Annotated in this window: 18 protein-coding genes; 7 read left to right on the top strand and 11 right to left on the bottom strand. The window is 71.2% G+C overall.

The window, feature by feature from the left end:
• The first annotated feature begins 33 nt into the window (after nt 1-33).
• Nucleotides 34-972 carry a D-2-hydroxyacid dehydrogenase family protein gene (locus O6P37_RS13575; RefSeq protein ID WP_269894568.1) on the top strand — a complete coding sequence of 313 codons (939 nt, stop codon included), beginning with the start codon at nt 34-36 and terminating at the stop codon, nt 970-972.
• On the opposite strand, the gene O6P37_RS13570 is transcribed toward O6P37_RS13575, so the two are convergent.
• Both O6P37_RS13570 and O6P37_RS13565 read right to left on the bottom strand, forming a co-directional pair.
• The gene (locus tag O6P37_RS13570; RefSeq protein WP_269894567.1) at nt 969-2126 is read right to left on the bottom strand and encodes a glycosyltransferase family 4 protein; all 1158 of its coding nucleotides are present in this window, start codon (nt 2124-2126) and stop codon (nt 969-971) included. The two genes, O6P37_RS13575 and O6P37_RS13570, sit on opposite strands and share 4 nt — an antisense overlap.
• Before the next feature lie 11 nt (nt 2127-2137).
• Entirely contained in the window at nt 2138-2956 is an 819-nt protein-coding gene (locus tag O6P37_RS13565; protein WP_269894566.1) for a hypothetical protein, read from the bottom strand.
• A 131-nt stretch (nt 2957-3087) separates the two neighbouring features.
• Between O6P37_RS13565 and O6P37_RS13560 the strand changes: the two genes are divergently transcribed.
• Nucleotides 3088-3879: a class I SAM-dependent methyltransferase gene (locus O6P37_RS13560; protein ID WP_269894565.1), complete on the top strand. Its 792-nt coding sequence runs from the start codon at nt 3088-3090 to the stop codon at nt 3877-3879.
• A 46-nt stretch (nt 3880-3925) separates the two neighbouring features.
• Nucleotides 3926-5407: an aldehyde dehydrogenase gene (locus tag O6P37_RS13555; protein ID WP_269894564.1), complete on the top strand. Its 1482-nt coding sequence runs from the start codon at nt 3926-3928 to the stop codon at nt 5405-5407.
• Nucleotides 5408-5494: 87 nt separating this feature from the next.
• Here O6P37_RS13555 and O6P37_RS13550 read toward each other — a convergent pair whose 3' ends face one another.
• Together O6P37_RS13550 and O6P37_RS13545 are read right to left on the bottom strand one after the other, a co-directional pair.
• Entirely contained in the window at nt 5495-6016 is a 522-nt protein-coding gene (locus O6P37_RS13550; RefSeq protein WP_269894563.1) for a dihydrofolate reductase family protein, read from the bottom strand.
• On the bottom strand, nt 6016-6945 hold the full coding sequence (locus tag O6P37_RS13545; protein ID WP_269894562.1) for a helix-turn-helix domain-containing protein: 930 nt from the start codon (nt 6943-6945) through the stop codon (nt 6016-6018). Before O6P37_RS13545 ends, O6P37_RS13550 begins: the two co-directional genes overlap by 1 nt.
• Before the next feature lie 69 nt (nt 6946-7014).
• Between O6P37_RS13545 and O6P37_RS13540 the strand changes: the two genes are divergently transcribed.
• Together O6P37_RS13540 and O6P37_RS13535 are read left to right on the top strand one after the other, a co-directional pair.
• A complete protein-coding gene (locus O6P37_RS13540) occupies nt 7015-8181 on the top strand; it encodes an acyl-CoA dehydrogenase family protein (protein WP_269894561.1) in 1167 nt (388 codons plus the stop codon).
• Entirely contained in the window at nt 8178-9185 is a 1008-nt protein-coding gene (locus O6P37_RS13535) for an acyl-CoA dehydrogenase family protein (RefSeq protein WP_269894560.1), read from the top strand. The genes O6P37_RS13540 and O6P37_RS13535 overlap by 4 nt, the downstream gene beginning before the upstream one ends.
• A gap of 1 nt (nt 9186) precedes the next feature.
• On the opposite strand, the gene O6P37_RS13530 is transcribed toward O6P37_RS13535, so the two are convergent.
• From O6P37_RS13530 to O6P37_RS13510, 5 genes are all read right to left on the bottom strand, one after another.
• Entirely contained in the window at nt 9187-10053 is an 867-nt protein-coding gene (locus tag O6P37_RS13530) for an arylamine N-acetyltransferase family protein (protein WP_269894559.1), read from the bottom strand.
• Between the two features lie 65 nt (nt 10054-10118).
• Nucleotides 10119-10451 carry a hypothetical protein gene (locus O6P37_RS13525; RefSeq protein ID WP_269894558.1) on the bottom strand — a complete coding sequence of 111 codons (333 nt, stop codon included), beginning with the start codon at nt 10449-10451 and terminating at the stop codon, nt 10119-10121.
• The gene (locus O6P37_RS13520) at nt 10451-10699 is read right to left on the bottom strand and encodes a hypothetical protein (RefSeq protein ID WP_269894557.1); all 249 of its coding nucleotides are present in this window, start codon (nt 10697-10699) and stop codon (nt 10451-10453) included. Before O6P37_RS13520 ends, O6P37_RS13525 begins: the two co-directional genes overlap by 1 nt.
• A gap of 40 nt (nt 10700-10739) precedes the next feature.
• Nucleotides 10740-11354, bottom strand: coding sequence for a hypothetical protein (locus O6P37_RS13515; protein WP_269894556.1), 615 nt, complete (start codon nt 11352-11354; stop codon nt 10740-10742).
• Nucleotides 11339-12121: a crotonase/enoyl-CoA hydratase family protein gene (locus tag O6P37_RS13510; protein WP_269894555.1), complete on the bottom strand. Its 783-nt coding sequence runs from the start codon at nt 12119-12121 to the stop codon at nt 11339-11341. The genes O6P37_RS13515 and O6P37_RS13510 overlap by 16 nt, the downstream gene beginning before the upstream one ends.
• 84 nt (nt 12122-12205) lie before the next feature.
• Between O6P37_RS13510 and O6P37_RS13505 the strand changes: the two genes are divergently transcribed.
• Nucleotides 12206-13015: a 1-acyl-sn-glycerol-3-phosphate acyltransferase gene (locus tag O6P37_RS13505; RefSeq protein ID WP_269894554.1), complete on the top strand. Its 810-nt coding sequence runs from the start codon at nt 12206-12208 to the stop codon at nt 13013-13015.
• Nucleotides 13016-13075: 60 nt separating this feature from the next.
• Nucleotides 13076-14374, top strand: a complete 1299-nt coding sequence (locus O6P37_RS13500) for an alpha/beta hydrolase (RefSeq protein ID WP_408633168.1) — start codon at nt 13076-13078, stop codon at nt 14372-14374.
• Nucleotides 14375-14391: 17 nt separating this feature from the next.
• Here O6P37_RS13500 and O6P37_RS13495 read toward each other — a convergent pair whose 3' ends face one another.
• A complete protein-coding gene (locus tag O6P37_RS13495; RefSeq protein WP_269894553.1) occupies nt 14392-15810 on the bottom strand; it encodes a WS/DGAT/MGAT family O-acyltransferase in 1419 nt (472 codons plus the stop codon).
• Nucleotides 15811-15835: 25 nt separating this feature from the next.
• Nucleotides 15836-17059: an alpha/beta hydrolase fold domain-containing protein gene (locus O6P37_RS13490; protein WP_269894552.1), complete on the bottom strand. Its 1224-nt coding sequence runs from the start codon at nt 17057-17059 to the stop codon at nt 15836-15838.
• Between the last annotated feature and the right edge of the window lie 152 nt (nt 17060-17211).

Genomic DNA, 17211 nt, shown 5'->3' with positions numbered 1-17211 from the left:
CGGCGCGCGCCGAGTGTGGCTACTGTGTGAGCCGTGAAGGTCGCGATCCTCGACGACTACCAGGGCGTCGCGCTGGAGCTGGCCGACTGGTCGCCGGTCGCGACGCGGGCCGAGATCACGGTGTTCACCGACCACGTCCGTGACCCCGACGACGTCGTGGCGCGGCTGGCGCCGTTCGATGTGGTCTGCGTGATGCGGGAACGAACACCGTTGCCGCGCAGTGTCCTCGAACGCCTGCCCCGGCTGAGGATGATCGCGTCGACCGGGTCGCGGAACGCGTCGATCGACACCGTCGCCGCGCAGGAGCGCGGAATACACGTCAGCGGGACCGGTGGGTCCGCGGCGGCGACGGTGGAGCTCACGTGGGCGTTGATCCTGGCGAGCGTCCGCGACGTCGTCGGCCAGGCCACCTCGGTTCGTGGCGGCGGCTGGCAGACCTCGATCGGCCGCGAGCTGAGCGGCCAGACACTGGGCGTCCTCGGTCTCGGCCGCATCGGCGCCGCGGTGGCACGCATCGGCGCCGCGTTCGACATGCGCGTCATCGCCTGGAGCCCGAACCTCACGCCCGAACGCGCGGCGGCCGCAGGCGCCTCGTGGGTGAGCAGGGACGAGCTGTTCGCCCTTGCCGACGTGCTGACCATCCACCTCGTGCTCGGCGACCGGACCCGTGGCCTCGTCGGCGCCGACGACTTCGCGGCGATGAAACCGACTGCCCGCCTGGTCAACACGTCACGCGGACCGATCGTCGACGAGGCGGCCCTCGTCGAGGCGCTGCGGAACGACACGGTCGCCGGCGCGGCGCTCGACGTGTTCGGCACCGAACCGCTGCCCGCCGACCACCCGCTGCGGGTGCTGCCGAACGTGCTCGCCACACCGCACATCGGTTACGTCGCCGAGAACCAGTACCGCACGTTCTACGGGGAGGCGGCAGCGGCGATCGCGCAGTGGCTGGACGGCGCGGCAGTGCCTTAGACCAGGCCGCTGACCATCCGGCCGTCGCGGACCGCGTGCAGCACCTCGTGCATGGCGTCGGCGCTCTGCCGCCAGGAGAACTCACCGCTGCGGGTCTGCGCCTTGGCACCGAGCTGGTCGCGCAGCACCGGGTCGGTCAGCAGCCGGTCGAGCCCGTCGACGAGCCCGGTGAGGTCGTCGACCAGCAGTCCGGTGACGCCGTCGACCACCGAGTCGACCAGACCGCCGGAGTCCCGGTAGCCGATGGTGGGCACGCCGTGCTGCGCGGCCTCGATCACGGCGAGCCCCCAGCCCTCCTTGCGGGACGGCAGCACGTGCACCCAGGCATGTTGCAGCGCAGCGTGTTTCGTGTTGTCGTCGACGTGGCCGTGGAACGTCACCGCGTCGGCGATGCCCAGGTGCGCGGCGCGCTCGACGAGGCGCTGTCGCCACCAGCCGTCGCCGAGGATGTCCAGGTGCAGGTGCGGGAGCCGGGGCCGCAGTGCGGCGACGGCGTCGAGCGCGTCCTCGATCTGCTTGTGCGGCACCAGCCGGGACAGCACGACGACGCGCGGCTGCCCGGCACGCTCAGCGGTCAGGGTGTGCGGCGGAGCCGCGTCGACACCGTTGCGCACCACGGCGACCCGGGCCGCGTCGACGCCGAGGTCGGTCAGGTCGCGGGCCGACGGCAGCGAGACCGTTACGTACTGGTTGCGGCGGTGCGCCCGCGGAGACACCCTCGACTCGACGAACCAACCGAGACGCGACATCAACGGACCCGCCACCGGCCACTGCTCGCGGTGGCAGTGGTGCACCAGCACGGCCACCCGCCTGCCGTACGCCAGCCTGGCCAGGAACGGCACCCCGTTCTGAGTGTCGACGACGACGTCGGGCCGGACGCGGCGCAGCGGGCCGAGGCCGATCCGCGCGAGCACCATCGCCAGTCCCGCCCACACGTACACCGAGTGACGGCCGCCGGCGCGGCTGATGTGCACGCCGTCGACCGTCTCGCGCCGGGGCGCGCCGCGGTAGCGCGCGGTCCGCAGCGTCACCCGGACGCCGTCGGCGGCAAGCTGGGCGCCGATGCGTTGCAGGTAGGTCTCGCTGCCCCCACCCTGCGGGTGCCCGGTGTCACGCCAGCACAGCAGCAGGACGGAGCGGACCGGGGCAGACATCGGGCGCCAGCTTATCCGGCGGCGAACTCGGCGAGCTTGGCGTCCACGGCGGCGTCGTCGGGCGAACCGTAGATCCTCGGATCGTCGCTCTCGACGGTCGCCATGAAGGGGCAGTCGGTGGCGGGGCCGTTGACCGTCCCGAGGTTCTCGACGACCCTGCCGGACTTGGCCTCGTGCACGGTGATCTCGTACTCGACCGCATAGTGGTCGGCCACCTCGCCGTCGTCGAACTCGCAGGTGCCGGACTTCACCTCGGTGCCGGCGACACGGGACACACAGGCCACGGCGTTGATCGCCTTCCACTTCGCGTCGTCCGCGGCGTACGAGCCTTCCAGCGTGACACCGGTCCAGATCAGGTCAGTTCCGATGATGCCCGTCGTCTGGCGGAACGCGACGATGGTGTACGGCTTCCGGTAGGTGGCGGCGTTGCTCACCGAACCCTCGCCGCACACGACGTCGAAGTCCGATGCGTCCGTCGCGGTGGTGGCGTTCGCCGCGCGCTGCTCGTCGCTGACGCCGTCACTCCCGGAGCCCACGACGACGACGGCCAACACGACGATCACCACGACGACGGCCGCCGCTGCCACCAGCCCGATGATCAGTCCGGTGTTCTTCGACGGCGGACGCGGCGCGGTCGGCGGGGCCCACGGCTGTCCCTGCGGAGGAGGCCAGTGCGGCGGCGCCCCCCACTGCGGCGCTCCCTGAGGCTGTCCCAGCGCCGGCCCCCATTGCGGCGGTCCGCCGGGCGGAGGGCCCTGCGGCGGCCCCCACTGCGGCGGTCCCTGCGGGGGTGGCCATCCCGGCGGCGGTCCTTGGGGCGGCACACTCACAGCGAGTCCTCCTCGGGGATCCGGCGGGGATACGCCGTCGTCGATTGCGTTGCCGTGCGAACTCGCATCCTATTTGCCGTCGGACCCGCCGTGGCGCACGAGATTTCCGCCCGGCTGCATAGGGTGTCCCGATGGCCGTCACCGACCTGTTCGCGAAGCGGGCGACGCTGGGCCGGTCGGTGCGGCTGCTCTCGGAGTTCCGCTTCGAGCAGTCCGACCCGGCGCGCTTCTACGGGGCACTGGCCGACGACACCGCCGCGATGGTCGCCGACCTGTGGCAGGCCGGCGTCGGCGGCTCACCGTCGGGCCGGTCGGTGCTGGACGTGGGCGGTGGGCCCGGGTACTTCGCGGGGGCGTTCGCCGCGGCGGGGATGGATTACCTCGGCGTCGAGCCCGATCCCCGCGAGGCGCATGCCGGAGCCGCGTTGGCGGCGACATCGAACACAAGCCCGGCCGCCGACTCCGCGAGCGGGCGCTACGTGCGGGCCTCGGGGATGGCGTTGCCGTTCGCCGACGCCGCCGTCGACGTCTGCCTGTCGTCCAACGTCGCCGAGCACGTGCCGCGGCCCTGGCAGCTGGGCAACGAGATGCTGCGCGTCACCCGTCCCGGCGGGCTGGTGGTGCTGTCCTACACGGTGTGGCTCGGTCCGTTCGGCGGGCACGAGATGGGGCTGACGCACTACCTCGGCGGGGCGCGCGCCGCAGCCCTGTACGCCCGCAGGCACGGCCACCCGGCGAAGAACAACTACGGGTCGTCACTGTTCGCGGTGTCGGCGGCCGACGGCCTGCAGTGGGCGCGCAGCACCGGCGCGCTCATCGGCGCTTTCCCCCGCTACCACCCGCGATGGGCGTGGCGGTGCACCGAGGTGCCGCTGCTGCGGGAGTTCCTGGTGAGCAACCTGGTGCTCGTCCTGCGGCCGTGACTGGAACAGGTTCTCGTTTGGCCCGTCCTTCGGTAGTGTGACGCTCATGACACAGACGGTGCAGGCGGCTGCCTTCAAGACCGAGTACGACAAGCTGTTCATCGGCGGCGCCTGGGTGACGCCGTCGACCTCCGACGTCATCGAGGTGCACTCCCCCGCGACCGGCGAGAAGGTCGGGCAGGTGCCGCTGGCCGCCGCGGCCGACGTCGACGCGGCCTGCGCCGCGGCGCGCAAGGCTTTCGACGAGGGCCCGTGGCCGACGATGACCCCGCAGCAGCGGGCGGAGATCCTCGGCGCCGCGGTCAACCTGATGAGCGAGCGCGCCGACGAGCTGAAGTTCCTGCTCACCGCCGAGACGGGGCAGCCCGCCACGATCGTCGACATGATGCAGTACGGCGCGGCGATGTCGGCCTTCGGCTACTTCGCCGGCGCCGCCGACAAGTTCGAATGGTCCGAGATCCGCGACGGCATCTACGGCCAGACGCTGGTCACCCGCGAGCCGATCGGCGTGGTCGGCGCGATCACGGCGTGGAACGTGCCGTTCTTCCTGGCCGCCAACAAGCTCGGCCCCGCGCTGCTGGCCGGCTGCACCGTGGTGCTCAAGCCGGCCGCCGAGACGCCGCTGTCGGTGTTCGCGATGGCCCAGATGTTCGCCGAGGCCGGGCTGCCCGAGGGTGTGCTGTCCGTGGTGCCGGGCGACGCCGAGACCGGCCGCGCGCTGACCGCGAATCCCGAGCTGGACAAGTTCACCTTCACCGGCAGTTCGGCCGTGGGCAAGGAGATCGGCAAGTTGGCCGCCGAGCGCCTCAAGCCCTGCACGCTGGAACTGGGCGGCAAGTCGGCCGCGATCGTGCTCGAGGACGCCGACCTCGACTCGTCGCTGCCGATGCTGGCGTTCTCCGGGGTGATGAACTCCGGGCAGGCCTGCGTCGCGCAGACCCGGATCCTGGCGCCCCGGTCGCGCTACGACGAGGTGGTCGAGAAGCTCGCCAACTTCGTCGCGGCGATGCCGGTCGGGTTGCCCGACGACCCGAACGCCGCGATCGGCCCGCTGATCAGCGAGCGGCAGCGCGAGCGCGTCGAGGAGTACATCAAGAAGGGCGTCGACGAGGGCGCCCGGGTGGTCACCGGCGGCGGCAGGCCCGAGGGGCTCGACAGCGGCTGGTTCGTGCAGCCGACGGTGTTCGCCGACGTCGACAACTCGATGACGATCGCCCAGGAGGAGATCTTCGGCCCGGTGCTGGCGGTCATTCCCTACGACACCGAGGCCGACGCGGTGCGCATCGCCAACGACTCGGTGTACGGCCTGGCCGGCAGCGTGTGGACCACCGACAACCGCAAGGCGCTGGAGATCGCCGCCAAGATCCGCACCGGCACCTACGCGGTGAACATGTACGCGTTCGATCCGGGCGCGCCGTTCGGCGGCTACAAGAACTCCGGCATCGGTCGCGAGAACGGGCCGGAAGGCATCGAACAGTACTGCCAGGCCAAGAGCACCCTGCTGCCGTTCGGGTACACCCCGGAGTGACGAGGGGTCGCGCTCGTGACGTGGCGGCGGCCCCGGGGCCGGGACACCGCCGCCACGTCACGGGCGCGGTAACCTCCGCGCCGGAGTTCAGGCCCGGCGCCAGCGCGCGCAGACGAAGTCGGCGTTGACCGCCGACTCCACCAGCGCCCACTCCGAGCGCACCGGCAGCACCCGGGAACCGCCGCCGAGCGAACACGGCGCATACGAGACGATCATCTCGTCGATCAGTCCCGCCTCGACGAACTGCGCGGCGACCAGTCCGCCGCCCACCACCCAGACGTCCTTGTCCGCGGCCGCCGCCACGAGTTCGGGATGCAGCTCGGTGACCGCGCCGGAGAAGACCCGCACCGGATGGCCGCCCACCACGATGTCCGGGCGGCTGGTCAGCACCCACGACGGCTGGGAGTACATCCACTCGCCGGGATGGTTCTTCACGATCCACTCGTAGGTCGCCGACCCCATCACCACCGCACCGATCGTCGCGAAGAACGCGTCGTAGTGGAACGGTCCGTCTGCGTCGATCTCGCGCGAGGTGAGCCAGTCCAGGCTGTCGGCCTCGTCGACGACGTAGCCGTCGAGACTCGACGCGGTGTAGTAGATCGTCGCCATCAGTGTCCTCTCATCCATTCCAGCGGGTCGCCGCGATGGGTGGCCACGCCGAGGCGGGCGAGCATCGCGCGGGCCAGGCCGCGGCGCAGCGCGGCGTACTCGAGCACGTGGGCGACGATGCCGTACAGCTGGAACGACTCCGGCGGTTCGCAGAGCGCGTCGATGACGGTGTCGCCCAGCCTGCCCTCGGCGCTGTACTCAGAAACCATTGCCGCCCAACGGCTTCCGATGTCCTCATGATGCGCGGCCAGCCCCGCCGGTGACACCGACGCCGGATCGCTGGCATCGCGTCGGGGCACGTCGCGGCCCTCGATGGTGGCCAGCCACACCTCCTTGGTCCACACGATCGCACCGAGCACCGCGCCGACGCTGGGCTCGGGACCGTCCCAGTCGAGCACCACCTGCCCCGGCGTCAGCTCGGCGGTCCACTGTTCGGCCGACAGCCCGGCCGCCCGGTCGATGAGGTAGGCGGTGTCGGCGATGTCGTGGGCCACCATCAGCTGGGACATGTCGGGCTCCTTCGTCGCCCCGTCGCCGTCGAGCCACAGCGACTGCGGCGGATGGAAATGCAGACCGTTGGGCGCCGGCACCCGGAAGGCGACGTCGGCGGCGCGCGACGGCGGCACCCCGAACGCCCTCCGGAACGCCCGGGAGAACACCTCGGCCGACGACCAGCCCTCGTCCGCGGCGACCGCGGCGACCCCTTCGCCGCTGCGCAATCGCCAGGCCGCCCGTTCGAGCATGATGCGGCGCCGCAGCGCGGCGGGCGACTCGCCGGTCAGCCGCCGCACCTCGCGGGAGAAGTGGAACTCCGAGGCGTGACTGCTGCGGGCCATCTCACCCACGACGGTGTTGTCCGCGTCCACCACCGCGTCGAGCAGTTCGCGCAGGCGGTCCCTGCCGGCGGGCGTCGACGGTTGCTCGCTCACCCGACCGAGTATGGTCGCCGCCCGCCGCCGGGAACATGACGATTCCTGCTCACTAGACTCACCTGCCCAGTGGGTGAATTCGAGGCGCTGTGCGCCAACGACGGGGACCTGGCCCCGCTGCGCGCCGCGGTGCGCGGCTTCCTGGCCGACGACCGAGCCGAGCACGGCTGGACGCCGGCGGTGGACTGCTGGCTGACGGGCTGGGATCCGGGCTTCAGCGCGCGACTGGCCGCGGCCGGATTCGTCGGGCTGACGATCCCCGCGGAGTTCGGCGGGCATGCGCCGCCGTCCGGGTCCGGCCACCTGCACCGCTACGTCGTCACCGAGGAACTGCTCGCGCACGGCGCGCCGGTCGCCGCGCACTGGATCGCCGACCGGCAGGTGGCGCCCGCACTGCTCACCTACGGCACCGACGAGCAGCGGCGGCGCCTGCTGCCCCGCATCGCTGCCGGGCAGCTGTACTCGGCGATCGGGATGAGCGAGCACGGCGCCGGGTCCGATCTGGCCGCGGTGCAGATGCGCGCCACCCGCGTCGACGGCGGCTGGACGCTGTCGGGCACGAAGGTGTGGACCAGCGGCGCGCACCTCGCCCACCAGATCGTGGTGCTGGCCCGCACCGGCCCGGTCGACCCGGACCGCAGGCACGCCGGCTTCAGCCAGTTCATCGTGCCCACCGACCTGCCGGGCATCGCCGTCAGCCCGATCGTGCTGATGAACGGCGAGCACCACTTCAACGAGGTGCTCTTCGACGACGTCACCGTCCCGGACAGCGCACTGCTCGGCGGGCTCGGTGACGGGTGGCATCAGGTGACCGCCGAGCTGGGCTTCGAACGCAGCGGGCCCGAGCGGTTCCTGTCGACCGCGACGCTGATCTTCGCGGCGGTCCGCGCGCTGGGTCCCGGGGCCGACGACGGCGCCGCCGCCGCGGTGGGCGAGCTGATCGCCCGTGTCGTCGCGCTGCGTCAGCTGTCGATCTCGGTCGCCCGCGCGCTCACCGCAGGCGCGGACGCAAACTCGCGCGCCGCGCTGGTCAAGGATCTCGGCACCCGGTTCGAGCAGGAGTCCGTAGACCTGGTCGCCGACCTGCTCACCCACCTGGATCCGGCCGGTGCGGACGCCGCCCGGCTGCGCGCCATGTTGGCCACGGCGCGACTGCAGGCGCCGCTGTTCACGCTGCGCGGCGGGACGAACGAGGTGCTGCGCGGCGTCGTCGCCAAGGGGCTGGGAGTGCGGTGAGCGACGAACTGCGGCAACTGGTCGACGAATTGGGGCAGCGGGCCCACGACGCGCGCGCAGGCAGGCGGCGGCGCCCCGACGGGTTCGACGCCACGCTGTGGCGGCACCTCGAGGACACCGGGCTGAGCCGGCTGACCAGTGCCGAGGACGCCGGACCCGCAGACGCGGCGATCGTGCTGGACGGGCTGGCCCGGCATGCGGCCGCCGTCCCCGTCGCCGAGACCGACCTGCTGGCCGCCTGGCTGGCGGCCGAGGCCGACGTGCCGGTGCCGCCGACGGGCCCGATGACCGTCGCGGTCGCCGACGTACAAGTGGCGGGCGGGCGCATCACCGGCGTCGCGCGGGACGTGCCGTGGGCCGACGACGCGACGATCATCCTGGCGGGCCGCACCGAGGACGCGGTGTACGTGACGCGCCTGCAGGACGCGTCCGTCACCTCCGGGCAGAATGTCGCCGGTGAGCCGCGCTGCGCCGTCGCGGTGGACGTGGCGGCCGACGACTGCCGACGGCTGCCTCCCGCGATCGGCGAGCAGTTGATGCGGCGCGGCGCATGGGCACGGTGCGTGCAGATCGTCGGGGCGCTCGACGCCTCCGCGGCCCTGACCGTCGAGCACACCCGCGGTCGCGTCCAGTTCGGCAGGCCGCTGAGCGCGTTCCAGGCGGTGCAGCACGCGCTGGCCGGGATGTCGGGCGAGATCGAGCGGGCGCGCGCCACCGTGGCACTGGCCGTCGCCGCCGCGCAGGAACGCGGATTCGAGGACGCCGCAACGGAGTACGCGGTGGCGGTGACGAAGGTGGCCGTCGGTCGCGCGGTCGGCCCGGTGACCACCGCTGCGCACCAGTTGCACGGGGCGATCGGGGTGACGATCGAGCACCCGCTGTGGTCGGTGACGATGCGGGCGCGCAGCTGGGCCGACGAGTTCGGCGACACCGCGTCGTACGCGCGGCGCCTGGGCCGGGCGGCGCTCGCCGGCGATCCGTGGGACCTGGTCGTCGGCCCCTGAGTCAGCGGTCGAGGACCTCGTGCACGCGGGCCTCGACGTCGACGCGGTCGCCGAGATCGGCGAGGTCGATGCCGAAGCGGTCGGTCAGCGCGTCGAGCACCTGCGCCGCCGTGTCGAACCGGATCCGCTCGGTGCCGTCCGCTCGGTGGACGGCGAGGTTGCGGCCACGCATGTTCCAGCGGGCGTCGTCGGCGATCAGCGCCGCGGTCAGTCCCACCACGAATCCCGACTTCGGATGCGTTGACACGTACCAACTCCCGACTTCGAGGTCGATCAGTGGCCGCGGCCGGAGCGAGAAGATGTACAGCGGGCGCCACGTCCCGCGGATCAGCGCCTCTAGCAGGAGGCCGTCGCCGTGTTCGCGGAGCCGGTAGGGCTCGTGACGGGTCTCCTGCAACGGCCCCGCCTCCAAGCGGATCGGTGCGGTCAACGTCTGCCCGCCGAATCCGACGTCGACCAGGAACCGGCCGTCCTCGCCGGGCACCGTCACCGCCAGCAACTGGTGGGTCTGCGCGGGCAGCGCCGCGGCGAAGCCGTCGTCGCCCGGGACCCAGTCGTCGTTCATCCACACCACCCGACCGGCCAGCCGGTCCACCCCGTACCCGAGCGCCTCCAGCACGTAGCCCATCAGGCCGTTGTGCTCGTAGCAGTAGCCGCCTCGGCGCCGGTGCACCAGCTTGTCGGTCAGCGCAGCGGCCCCGAGGTCGGCGACGGGGATGCCGAGGACAGGGTCGAGATTCTCGAACGGGATCGTCCGGTTGTGCGCGGCCACGACGGCGCGCAGCGTCTGCAGGTCCGGCCGCGCCGCCGCGCCGTGACCGATGCGGTCGAGGTATCCCGTGACGTCGACTGTGGTGGCGATGGTCATGCCGCCATCCTGCGACCTCAAGGGAGGTTGAGGTCAACCCCGGTGCGACGCCCCGCCGAACCTCGTCAGGGCTTGCCGCGGGCCGGGGTCTGCGCCGCCACACCGTGCCGCAGCGGAGTGTTCGCCTCCGCGGCGGTGGCCGTGCTGACCGGGGATCCGCCCGCGGTGCCCGACACCCGCGGCGCGTTGGCCGGGTCGCCGCCGGACGGCTCGGCGCCGCCGTGCAGCTCCTTGAGGCGGGCGTGCAGCAGTTCGAGCACCGGGATGCGGTTGCCGTGCGCCGTCTCGTGGTCGAACAGGACGCGCAGTGCCGGCTCCTCGAGCGAGCGGATGCGGTGCCGCAGTTCGGTCAGCGGCAGTTGGTCGTAGTCGGGCAGCGGCAGTTCGTCGTGTGCCATCAGGTGTCTCCTCGGGATCCGGCGTGCGTCAGCTGGCCGTTGGTCGCGGGGTTGACGGTGTCGCGCGACGCGGCGCCGGCCTCAGATGTGTCGGTGCGGCGTTGCGACAGCCACCATGCGGCGCCGACGACGGCGGACACACCGGTGAGGACCAGCGTCACCCACAGCGAGGCCTGTAACAGCCATATCCGCCGCTGGGCTTTCAGGATTCGGCGCTGCACATCGCGCAGCCGGGACAGCGTGCTCATCTGCGACGGGTGCCCCCGACGGCCGGGCCCGAAACGCGGTCTACGCGGTCTCGATGATCGTCGTGGTGACCGAGACGATCTGTGGTTCGGCCGGGGCGGAGGCGAAGCCGAAGCGCACCGGCGGTCGCAGCGGGGCCAGCGCGCCGAGGTCCTCGCCGTCGAGCCGGCCCGACACCCCGACGATGCGCCGGGACCGCCGGACGCCGTAGTACTCGCGCCTGCCGTTGCCCGCGGTGCCCGCGGTGTGCACGCCGGCCACCATGCGGGACGCCACCGGATCGATCGCCCGCAGCCACCACGGCGCGACGGCGAGCCGTGCCGGCACCAGCCGCAGCAGCCGGTCCAGCGGCGCCGCTCCCCCGATGTCGATCCGCAGGTCGAGATTCGGCGCCGCCAGCGTGAGCCGGTGCTCGGTGAGCTCGGCACGCACCGGCCCGACGAGCACACGGTCGAACGCATACGTGGTCGACACGAAGTCGGCGATCTCGCGCGTCGGTGCCAGCAGCACCCGCTCGTCGTCGGCTCGCTGCACCATCACGTCCGTGAACGCGCCGTACGGCGAGGTCTGCCAGCTTCCGACGACGAGGCGGTGACCGGACTGCGATCCGACGCCCGCGATGTGGCCGGAGAAGACGCGCTTCAGCTGCCGGTCCACTGGGGTGGGCGCTTCTCCGCGAACGCGATCGCGCCCTCCTGGGCGTCCTTGCTGCCGAACACCGGCATGATGATCTCGTTCTGCTTCGCCCAGAACTCCTCGGGCGACCAGCCGCGGGACTCGACGATCACCCGCTTCGTGGCGGCCACCGCGAGCGGGCCGTTGGCGGTGATCCGCTCGGCCAGCGCGATCGCCTCGTCCAAGGCGTGTCCGGGCTCGGCCAGCGCGTTGACCAGGCCGAGGGCGTGGGCGCGTTCGGCGGGCAGCGCCTCGCCGGTCAGTGCCAGCTCCATCGCAATGGCCGACGGGATCCGCTGCGGCAGCCGGAGCAGCCCGCCGCCGCCGGCGACCAGGCCGCGCTTGACCTCGGGAATGCCGAACGCCGAATCGCGGGCGGCCACGATGAGGTCGGTGGCCAGCGCGAGCTCGGTGCCGCCTGCCAGCGCGTAGCCCTCGACGGCGGCGATCAGCGGCTTGGCGGGCGGACGCTCGGTGAAGCCCATGCCCCGGCCCGGGACCATCGGCAGCTCACCGCTGGCGAAGGCCTTGAGGTCCATGCCCGCACAGAACGTCCCGCCGGCCCCGGTGAGCACGCCGACCGACAGCCCGGGGTCGTCGTCGAGGCGGTCCACGGCGGCCGCGAGGCCCTCCGCGACGGCCTTATTGACGGCGTTCTTGGCCTTGGGCCGGTTGATGGTTATGACCAGGATGCGGTCACGCTGTTCGACGAGTACGGGGTCCGGGGCGCTGTTGACGTCGTTGCTCACGACGTGATGCTAGCGAGCGGCACCACGATGCCGGTACCATCGAAAAACTAGAACACGTTTCAATTCTACCGGAGGGGCCACCTCATGAGCTCGACCGACAGCATCCCGTCGGAGATCTCCAAGTGGGATCCCGGGTTCACCGCGCAGGTCATGGCGGTGCTGAGACCGATCCTCAAGGCCTATCACCGGGTCGAGGTGCGCGGCCTCGACGACTTCCCGCCCGGCGGCGCGCTGGTGGTGTCCAACCACAGCGGCGGCCTGTTCGCGATGGACGTCCCGGTGTTCGCCAGCGGCTTCTACGAGAAGTTCGGCTACGACCGGCCGGTGTACACACTCAGCCACGACATGCTGATGACCGGCCCGACCGCGGAGTTCTTCATCAAGATCGGCTTCATCCGCGCCAACCACGACAACGCCGACGACGCGCTGCGTTCGGGCGGGGTGGTGGTGGTGTTCCCCGGCGGCGACTACGACGTGTACCGCCCGACGCTGACGCAGAACAAGATCGACTTCGCGGGCCGCACCGGCTACATCAAGGCCGCACTCAACGCCGGTGTGCCGATCGTGCCGACGGTCTCGATCGGCGGCCAGGAGGCCCAGCTGTTCCTCACCCGGGGAACCTGGCTGGCCAAGCGGCTCGGCCCGATCGCGCGGCTGGCCCGCACCAAGATCGTGCCCGTGTCGTTCGGCTTCCCGTTCGGCCTGTCCGCGGTGGTGCCGCTCAACATGCCGCTGCCCACCAAGATCGTCACCCAGGTGCTGGCGCCGATCGACATCGTCGCCGAGTTCGGCGAGAACCCCGACATCGACGAGGTGGACGCCCATGTCCGCCGCGTCATGCAGCGGGCGCTCGACGAGCTGGCCGCCGACCGCCGGCTGCCCGTGCTGGGCTGACCGGGTTTCAGCGCGGGGCACATAGGCTATCCGTCGGCCAATCACCACGCTCCGGGGGAGATGTCTGTGCTCAAGAAGATCGTCAAGCCGCGCCCTGTGCTGCGCGCGGTCGGTGAGCTGGCCAACGCCGCCAACGGCGTGCAACCGCTGGCGCGCAAGGGTTACGTCACCATCCCGGTGTTCTTCCTCGGCTGGCCCACCAGTGAACTGGCGCCGCTGTTCCTGACGGCGTCGGTGCTCGACACCGCGCGGCGGTACTGGCGCGGACACTTCGCAGGCAGGCGCGGGGCAGTCGCGCTGGCGCTCAACGCCATCACCTGGGGGGTTCTGGTGTTCCTCCAACGCCGCAACGTGCGCTCCGAGCCGGTCTTCGAGGCCGGCCTGCGTGAAACCCTCGGTGCCGACTACGAATCCGTGACCGCCAAGTCCCCGACGCCCCGCAGGCGGTCAGGGGTTTTCCGCACCGGATGGTCGCGGCGGCGCTACACCGAGAAGGCGGTGCGGTACGGCCCGCACCGCGCCAACACCGCCGACATCTGGCGGCGCGCCGACCTCCCGCGAGACGGCAAGGCGCCCGTGGTGCTGCAGGTCCCCGGAGGCGCCTGGGCGATCGGGATGCGCCGCCCGCAGGCATATCCGCTGCTCAGCCATCTCGCCGAACGCGGATGGGTGTGCGTGTCGATCGGCTACCGGGTCAGCCCGCGGCACACCTGGCCGGCCCACATCGTCGACGTCAAACGCGCGCTGGCGTGGATCCAGGAACACATCGCCGAGTACGGCGGCGACCCCGACTTCGTCACCATCACCGGCGGTTCGGCGGGTGGACACCTGACCGCGCTCGCCGCGCTCACCCCGAACGACCCGCAGTTCCAGCCGGGTTTCGCGGATGCGGACACCTCGGTGAAGGCAGCCGTGCCGGTGTACGGGCGCTACGACTGGGTCGGTAAGGAGGGGACGGGCAGGCCCGAATTCATCGCGTTCCTGCAGCGGTTCGTCGTCAGGAAGAGCTTCGCCCGTAACCGGCAGCTGTACGTCGACGCCTCACCCATCGCGCGGTTACGCCCCGACGCGCCACCGTTTTTCGTGCTGCACGGCCAGGACGACTCCATCATCCCGGTGCCCGAGGGCCGCGAGTTCGTCGACGCGCTCCGCAAGGTGTCGACGTCGCCGGTGGCCTACGTCGAGGTGCCGCACGCTCAGCACGCGTTCGACTTCTTCGGCTCGCCCCGCGGGCACTACACCGGCCAGGCGATCGAGCGATTCCTGTCCTGGGTGTACGCCACCCGCACGTCCTCGTCGACGGCCGCCGACACGACGGTTGTTGACGCGTCACGGGCCGATACCGCGCAACAACCGTAGTCTCGGCACGCGGCGGGTCAGGGGGCCATGGCGGTCTCGACGACCGTGAGCTCCTCGGAAAGCCCTGCGGCTTTGCGGATCTCGATGAAGGCCGCGAGCATCGCGTCGGTCACCTCGTGCGGATCGTCGAGCGTGGAGCCGTCCGACAGCACGGTGATGTTGAGCTGGTCGACGTAACTCCACACGGTGATGTTGAGCCCGCTGCCCGCGGTGAGCGGACCGACGGAGTACAGCTCGGTCACCAGCGCGCCGCCGACCCGCCCGCGCTCCCGCGGACCGGGCACGTTCGAGATCGTCAGGTTCTGGATCTTGTTCTGGCCGTCCTTCTTCGACAACCACCGGAACAGCGACTCCGCGGGCGCGGGTGGCATGTACGCCGACCAGCGACTGACCAGTTCGGGCCCGATCAGTTCGTGGCTCTCCTTGGCCGAGATGGCCGCCTCGCGCGCCTTGCGCACCCGGTCCAGCGGATCCTCGCAGTCGGTGGGCAGCGCGACCAGGATGCCGGTGAAGAAGTTGCCGGAGATCCGGTCCGGCGAGAAGTCGAAACTGATCGGCACCGACGCCAGCAGCGGATGGTCGGCGTGACCGTCGTAGCGCAGCAACAACTTCCGCAGCGCCCCAGCCGAGACGGCCAGCACCAAGTCGTTGATCGTCACACCGAGGTGCTTGCTGGTCTGCTTGACGTCGGCGAGCGCGAGCGTCGCGGTCGCGACGGTGCGGGTCGCATCGATCATGTGGTTCATGAACGTCGGCGGCGGCGTGAACGGCCGGGTCAGCTCGGGCGACAGCTTGCGCGAGCTACGCCGCACCCGGCTCAGGCCCTGGCCGGTGTAGCGCATCACGCCCGGGATGCGGCCGAGCTGGCGGATGTGGTCGCCGAACGCGGTGCGCACCAACTCCGCTCGGCTCGGCGCCGGGTCGGTGGCATACGAGTCCCGGTCGGCCTGCGGCCCCGTCTGCAGATCCATCCCGCGGGCCAGCAGATTCGCCGAGGCGACGCCGTCGGCCAGGGCGTGGTGGATCTTGCCCAGCACTGCGATGCGGCCGCCGGCCAGCCCCTCGATCAGGTACATCTCCCACAGGGGGCGGCTGCGGTCCAACGGTGTGCTGGCGATCCGGCCGACGGCCTCGTCGAGCTGACGCCGGCCGCCGGGGCTGTCCACCCGGTAGGACCGCACGTGGTAGTCGAGGTCGACCTCGCAGTTCTCCCGCCACATCGGGTGGTGGAACTTCCACGGGATGTCCACGAGCTGGTAGCGGAACGGGTCGAGCTTGTAGAGCCGCCCGTGCAGGACCTTGCGGAAGTCCTCGACGCCGAAGGTGCGCCCACCGAGGTCGTCGAGCTCGATGACCGCCAACTTGAGGGTGTGCATGTGCACATTCGGTGTCTCGCTGTACAGCAGCACAGCGTCCCACCCGCGAAGCCGTTTCACCCGGATACCTCCCTGTCGGAGGCGTCTATATAACCTCTTTGGCCGCGGCGCTCATCCGGTTTCGATGGATCTGGTTGAGGAACAGCCGGACGGCGGTGGCCATCGATCCGGTGCGGGCCCCGTCGATCATGTCGAAGCCGTGCCCGGCACCCGGCAGTTCCACGTAACTGACCACCGACCGCGACACCGCGCGGAGCCTGTCGACGAAGCTGCGGGCCTGCGCGACCGGGATCACGCTGTCGCCGCTGCCGTGGATGACCAAGAACGGCGGCGCCTCGGGGTGCACCCGGGCGATCGGCGAGGCCTTGCGGAAGATCTCCGGATGCCGCGACAGTCGGCGCTTGACCACCACCCGCTCCAGGAAGTCGACGAAGCGGACGCGTTCGACGGTGGAGCGGTCCTCCCAGTCGTAACGGCCGTAGATGCCGATCACCGCGTCCACCGAGGTGTCGGACCCCTCCGGCAGCTCGCACTGAAGTTCGGCGTCGTTGATGGTCAGTCCGGCCAGCGCCGCCAGATGGCCGCCCGCGGAGGTTCCCGCGATCGCGACGAAGTTGCGGTCACCGCCGAATCGGTCGACGTTGGCGCGCGCCCAGGCGATCGCCGTCTTGACGTCGGTGATGTGCGCCGGCCACGGATTGTGCGGCGACACCCGGTAGTCGATGGACAGGCAGACCCAACCCATCTCGGCCAGGTGCGACATCAACGCGTAGCCCTGCAGCAGCCGGCTGCCGTGCACCCACGCGCCGCCCGGGATGAACAGCAGCACCGGGGCCGGTTCGGTGGGCAGGTTCTTGGGCCGCCAGACGTCGAGGAGCTGAGAGGGCAACGGGCCGTAGCGAACCGAGGACTTGTAGACGTTGCGGCGGTGTTCGAACGCCTTCCACAGCGGCGGCGCCTTCTCCGGGGCCGGCCAGTCGATGGCGAGGTCGGCGGCGGGAACGACGCCGCGCAGGGCGGCGTCGGTGACGGAGTGCGTCATGTCGCGCTCCTTCTGCCGCACCTCGTCGTTGCCCGGCTCGAACCAGGACTTCGCCGATGCGGACAGCAGTTCCGGCATCTGCCGGTATCCCCACACCCCCATGGCGGCGAGGGCGCCAAGCGGCTCAAGGTGTTTCCCGATCACGGGCAGGGAGGCGGAGGCGACACTCATGGCGAGCAGGTGATCGGCAGGCTTGGCGTTGAGGAGCCAACGTGCGCGCGTCCACATTGTCGGTCCGGGGTACCGGGTGTCCGGTCGCACGGTCATGATCGCGACTGTACCCCGCAGGTCAGTTCCTAAACGGCGTCATTCGGAAGTTGTCAACCAGCGGCACTTTCGTAACGCGCTGTGACGGGCGTCACACCTTTCTGACCGGCGGTTTTGCCGCTAGCGTGCACTTGACGACCGTCAAGTTACGA

This window comes from Mycobacterium hippophais (assembly GCF_027529605.1).
Taxonomy (GTDB): Bacteria; Actinomycetota; Actinomycetes; order Mycobacteriales; family Mycobacteriaceae; genus Mycobacterium; species Mycobacterium arseniciresistens.
The sequence above is the reverse complement of the archived record's forward strand: the minus strand, read 5'-3'. Positions and strand labels throughout refer to the sequence as shown.

Bases quoted from the DNA above. Each gene is read 5' to 3' on its own strand.
- O6P37_RS13560 (WP_269894565.1), top strand. From the start codon at position 3,088: ATGGCCGTCACCGACCTGTTCGCGAAGCGGGCGACGCTGGGCCGGTCG.
- O6P37_RS13505 (WP_269894554.1), top strand. From the start codon at position 12,206: ATGAGCTCGACCGACAGCATCCCGTCGGAGATCTCCAAGTGGGATCCC.
- O6P37_RS13550 (WP_269894563.1), bottom strand. From the start codon at position 6,016: ATGGCGACGATCTACTACACCGCGTCGAGTCTCGACGGCTACGTCGTC.
- O6P37_RS13490 (WP_269894552.1), bottom strand. From the start codon at position 17,059: ATGACCGTGCGACCGGACACCCGGTACCCCGGACCGACAATGTGGACG.
- O6P37_RS13530 (WP_269894559.1), bottom strand. From the start codon at position 10,053: ATGACCATCGCCACCACAGTCGACGTCACGGGATACCTCGACCGCATC.
- O6P37_RS13570 (WP_269894567.1), bottom strand. From the start codon at position 2,126: ATGTCTGCCCCGGTCCGCTCCGTCCTGCTGCTGTGCTGGCGTGACACC.
- O6P37_RS13520 (WP_269894557.1), bottom strand. From the start codon at position 10,699: ATGAGCACGCTGTCCCGGCTGCGCGATGTGCAGCGCCGAATCCTGAAA.
- O6P37_RS13525 (WP_269894558.1), bottom strand. From the start codon at position 10,451: ATGGCACACGACGAACTGCCGCTGCCCGACTACGACCAACTGCCGCTG.
- O6P37_RS13555 (WP_269894564.1), top strand. From the start codon at position 3,926: ATGACACAGACGGTGCAGGCGGCTGCCTTCAAGACCGAGTACGACAAG.
- O6P37_RS13500 (WP_408633168.1), top strand. From the start codon at position 13,076: ATGTCTGTGCTCAAGAAGATCGTCAAGCCGCGCCCTGTGCTGCGCGCG.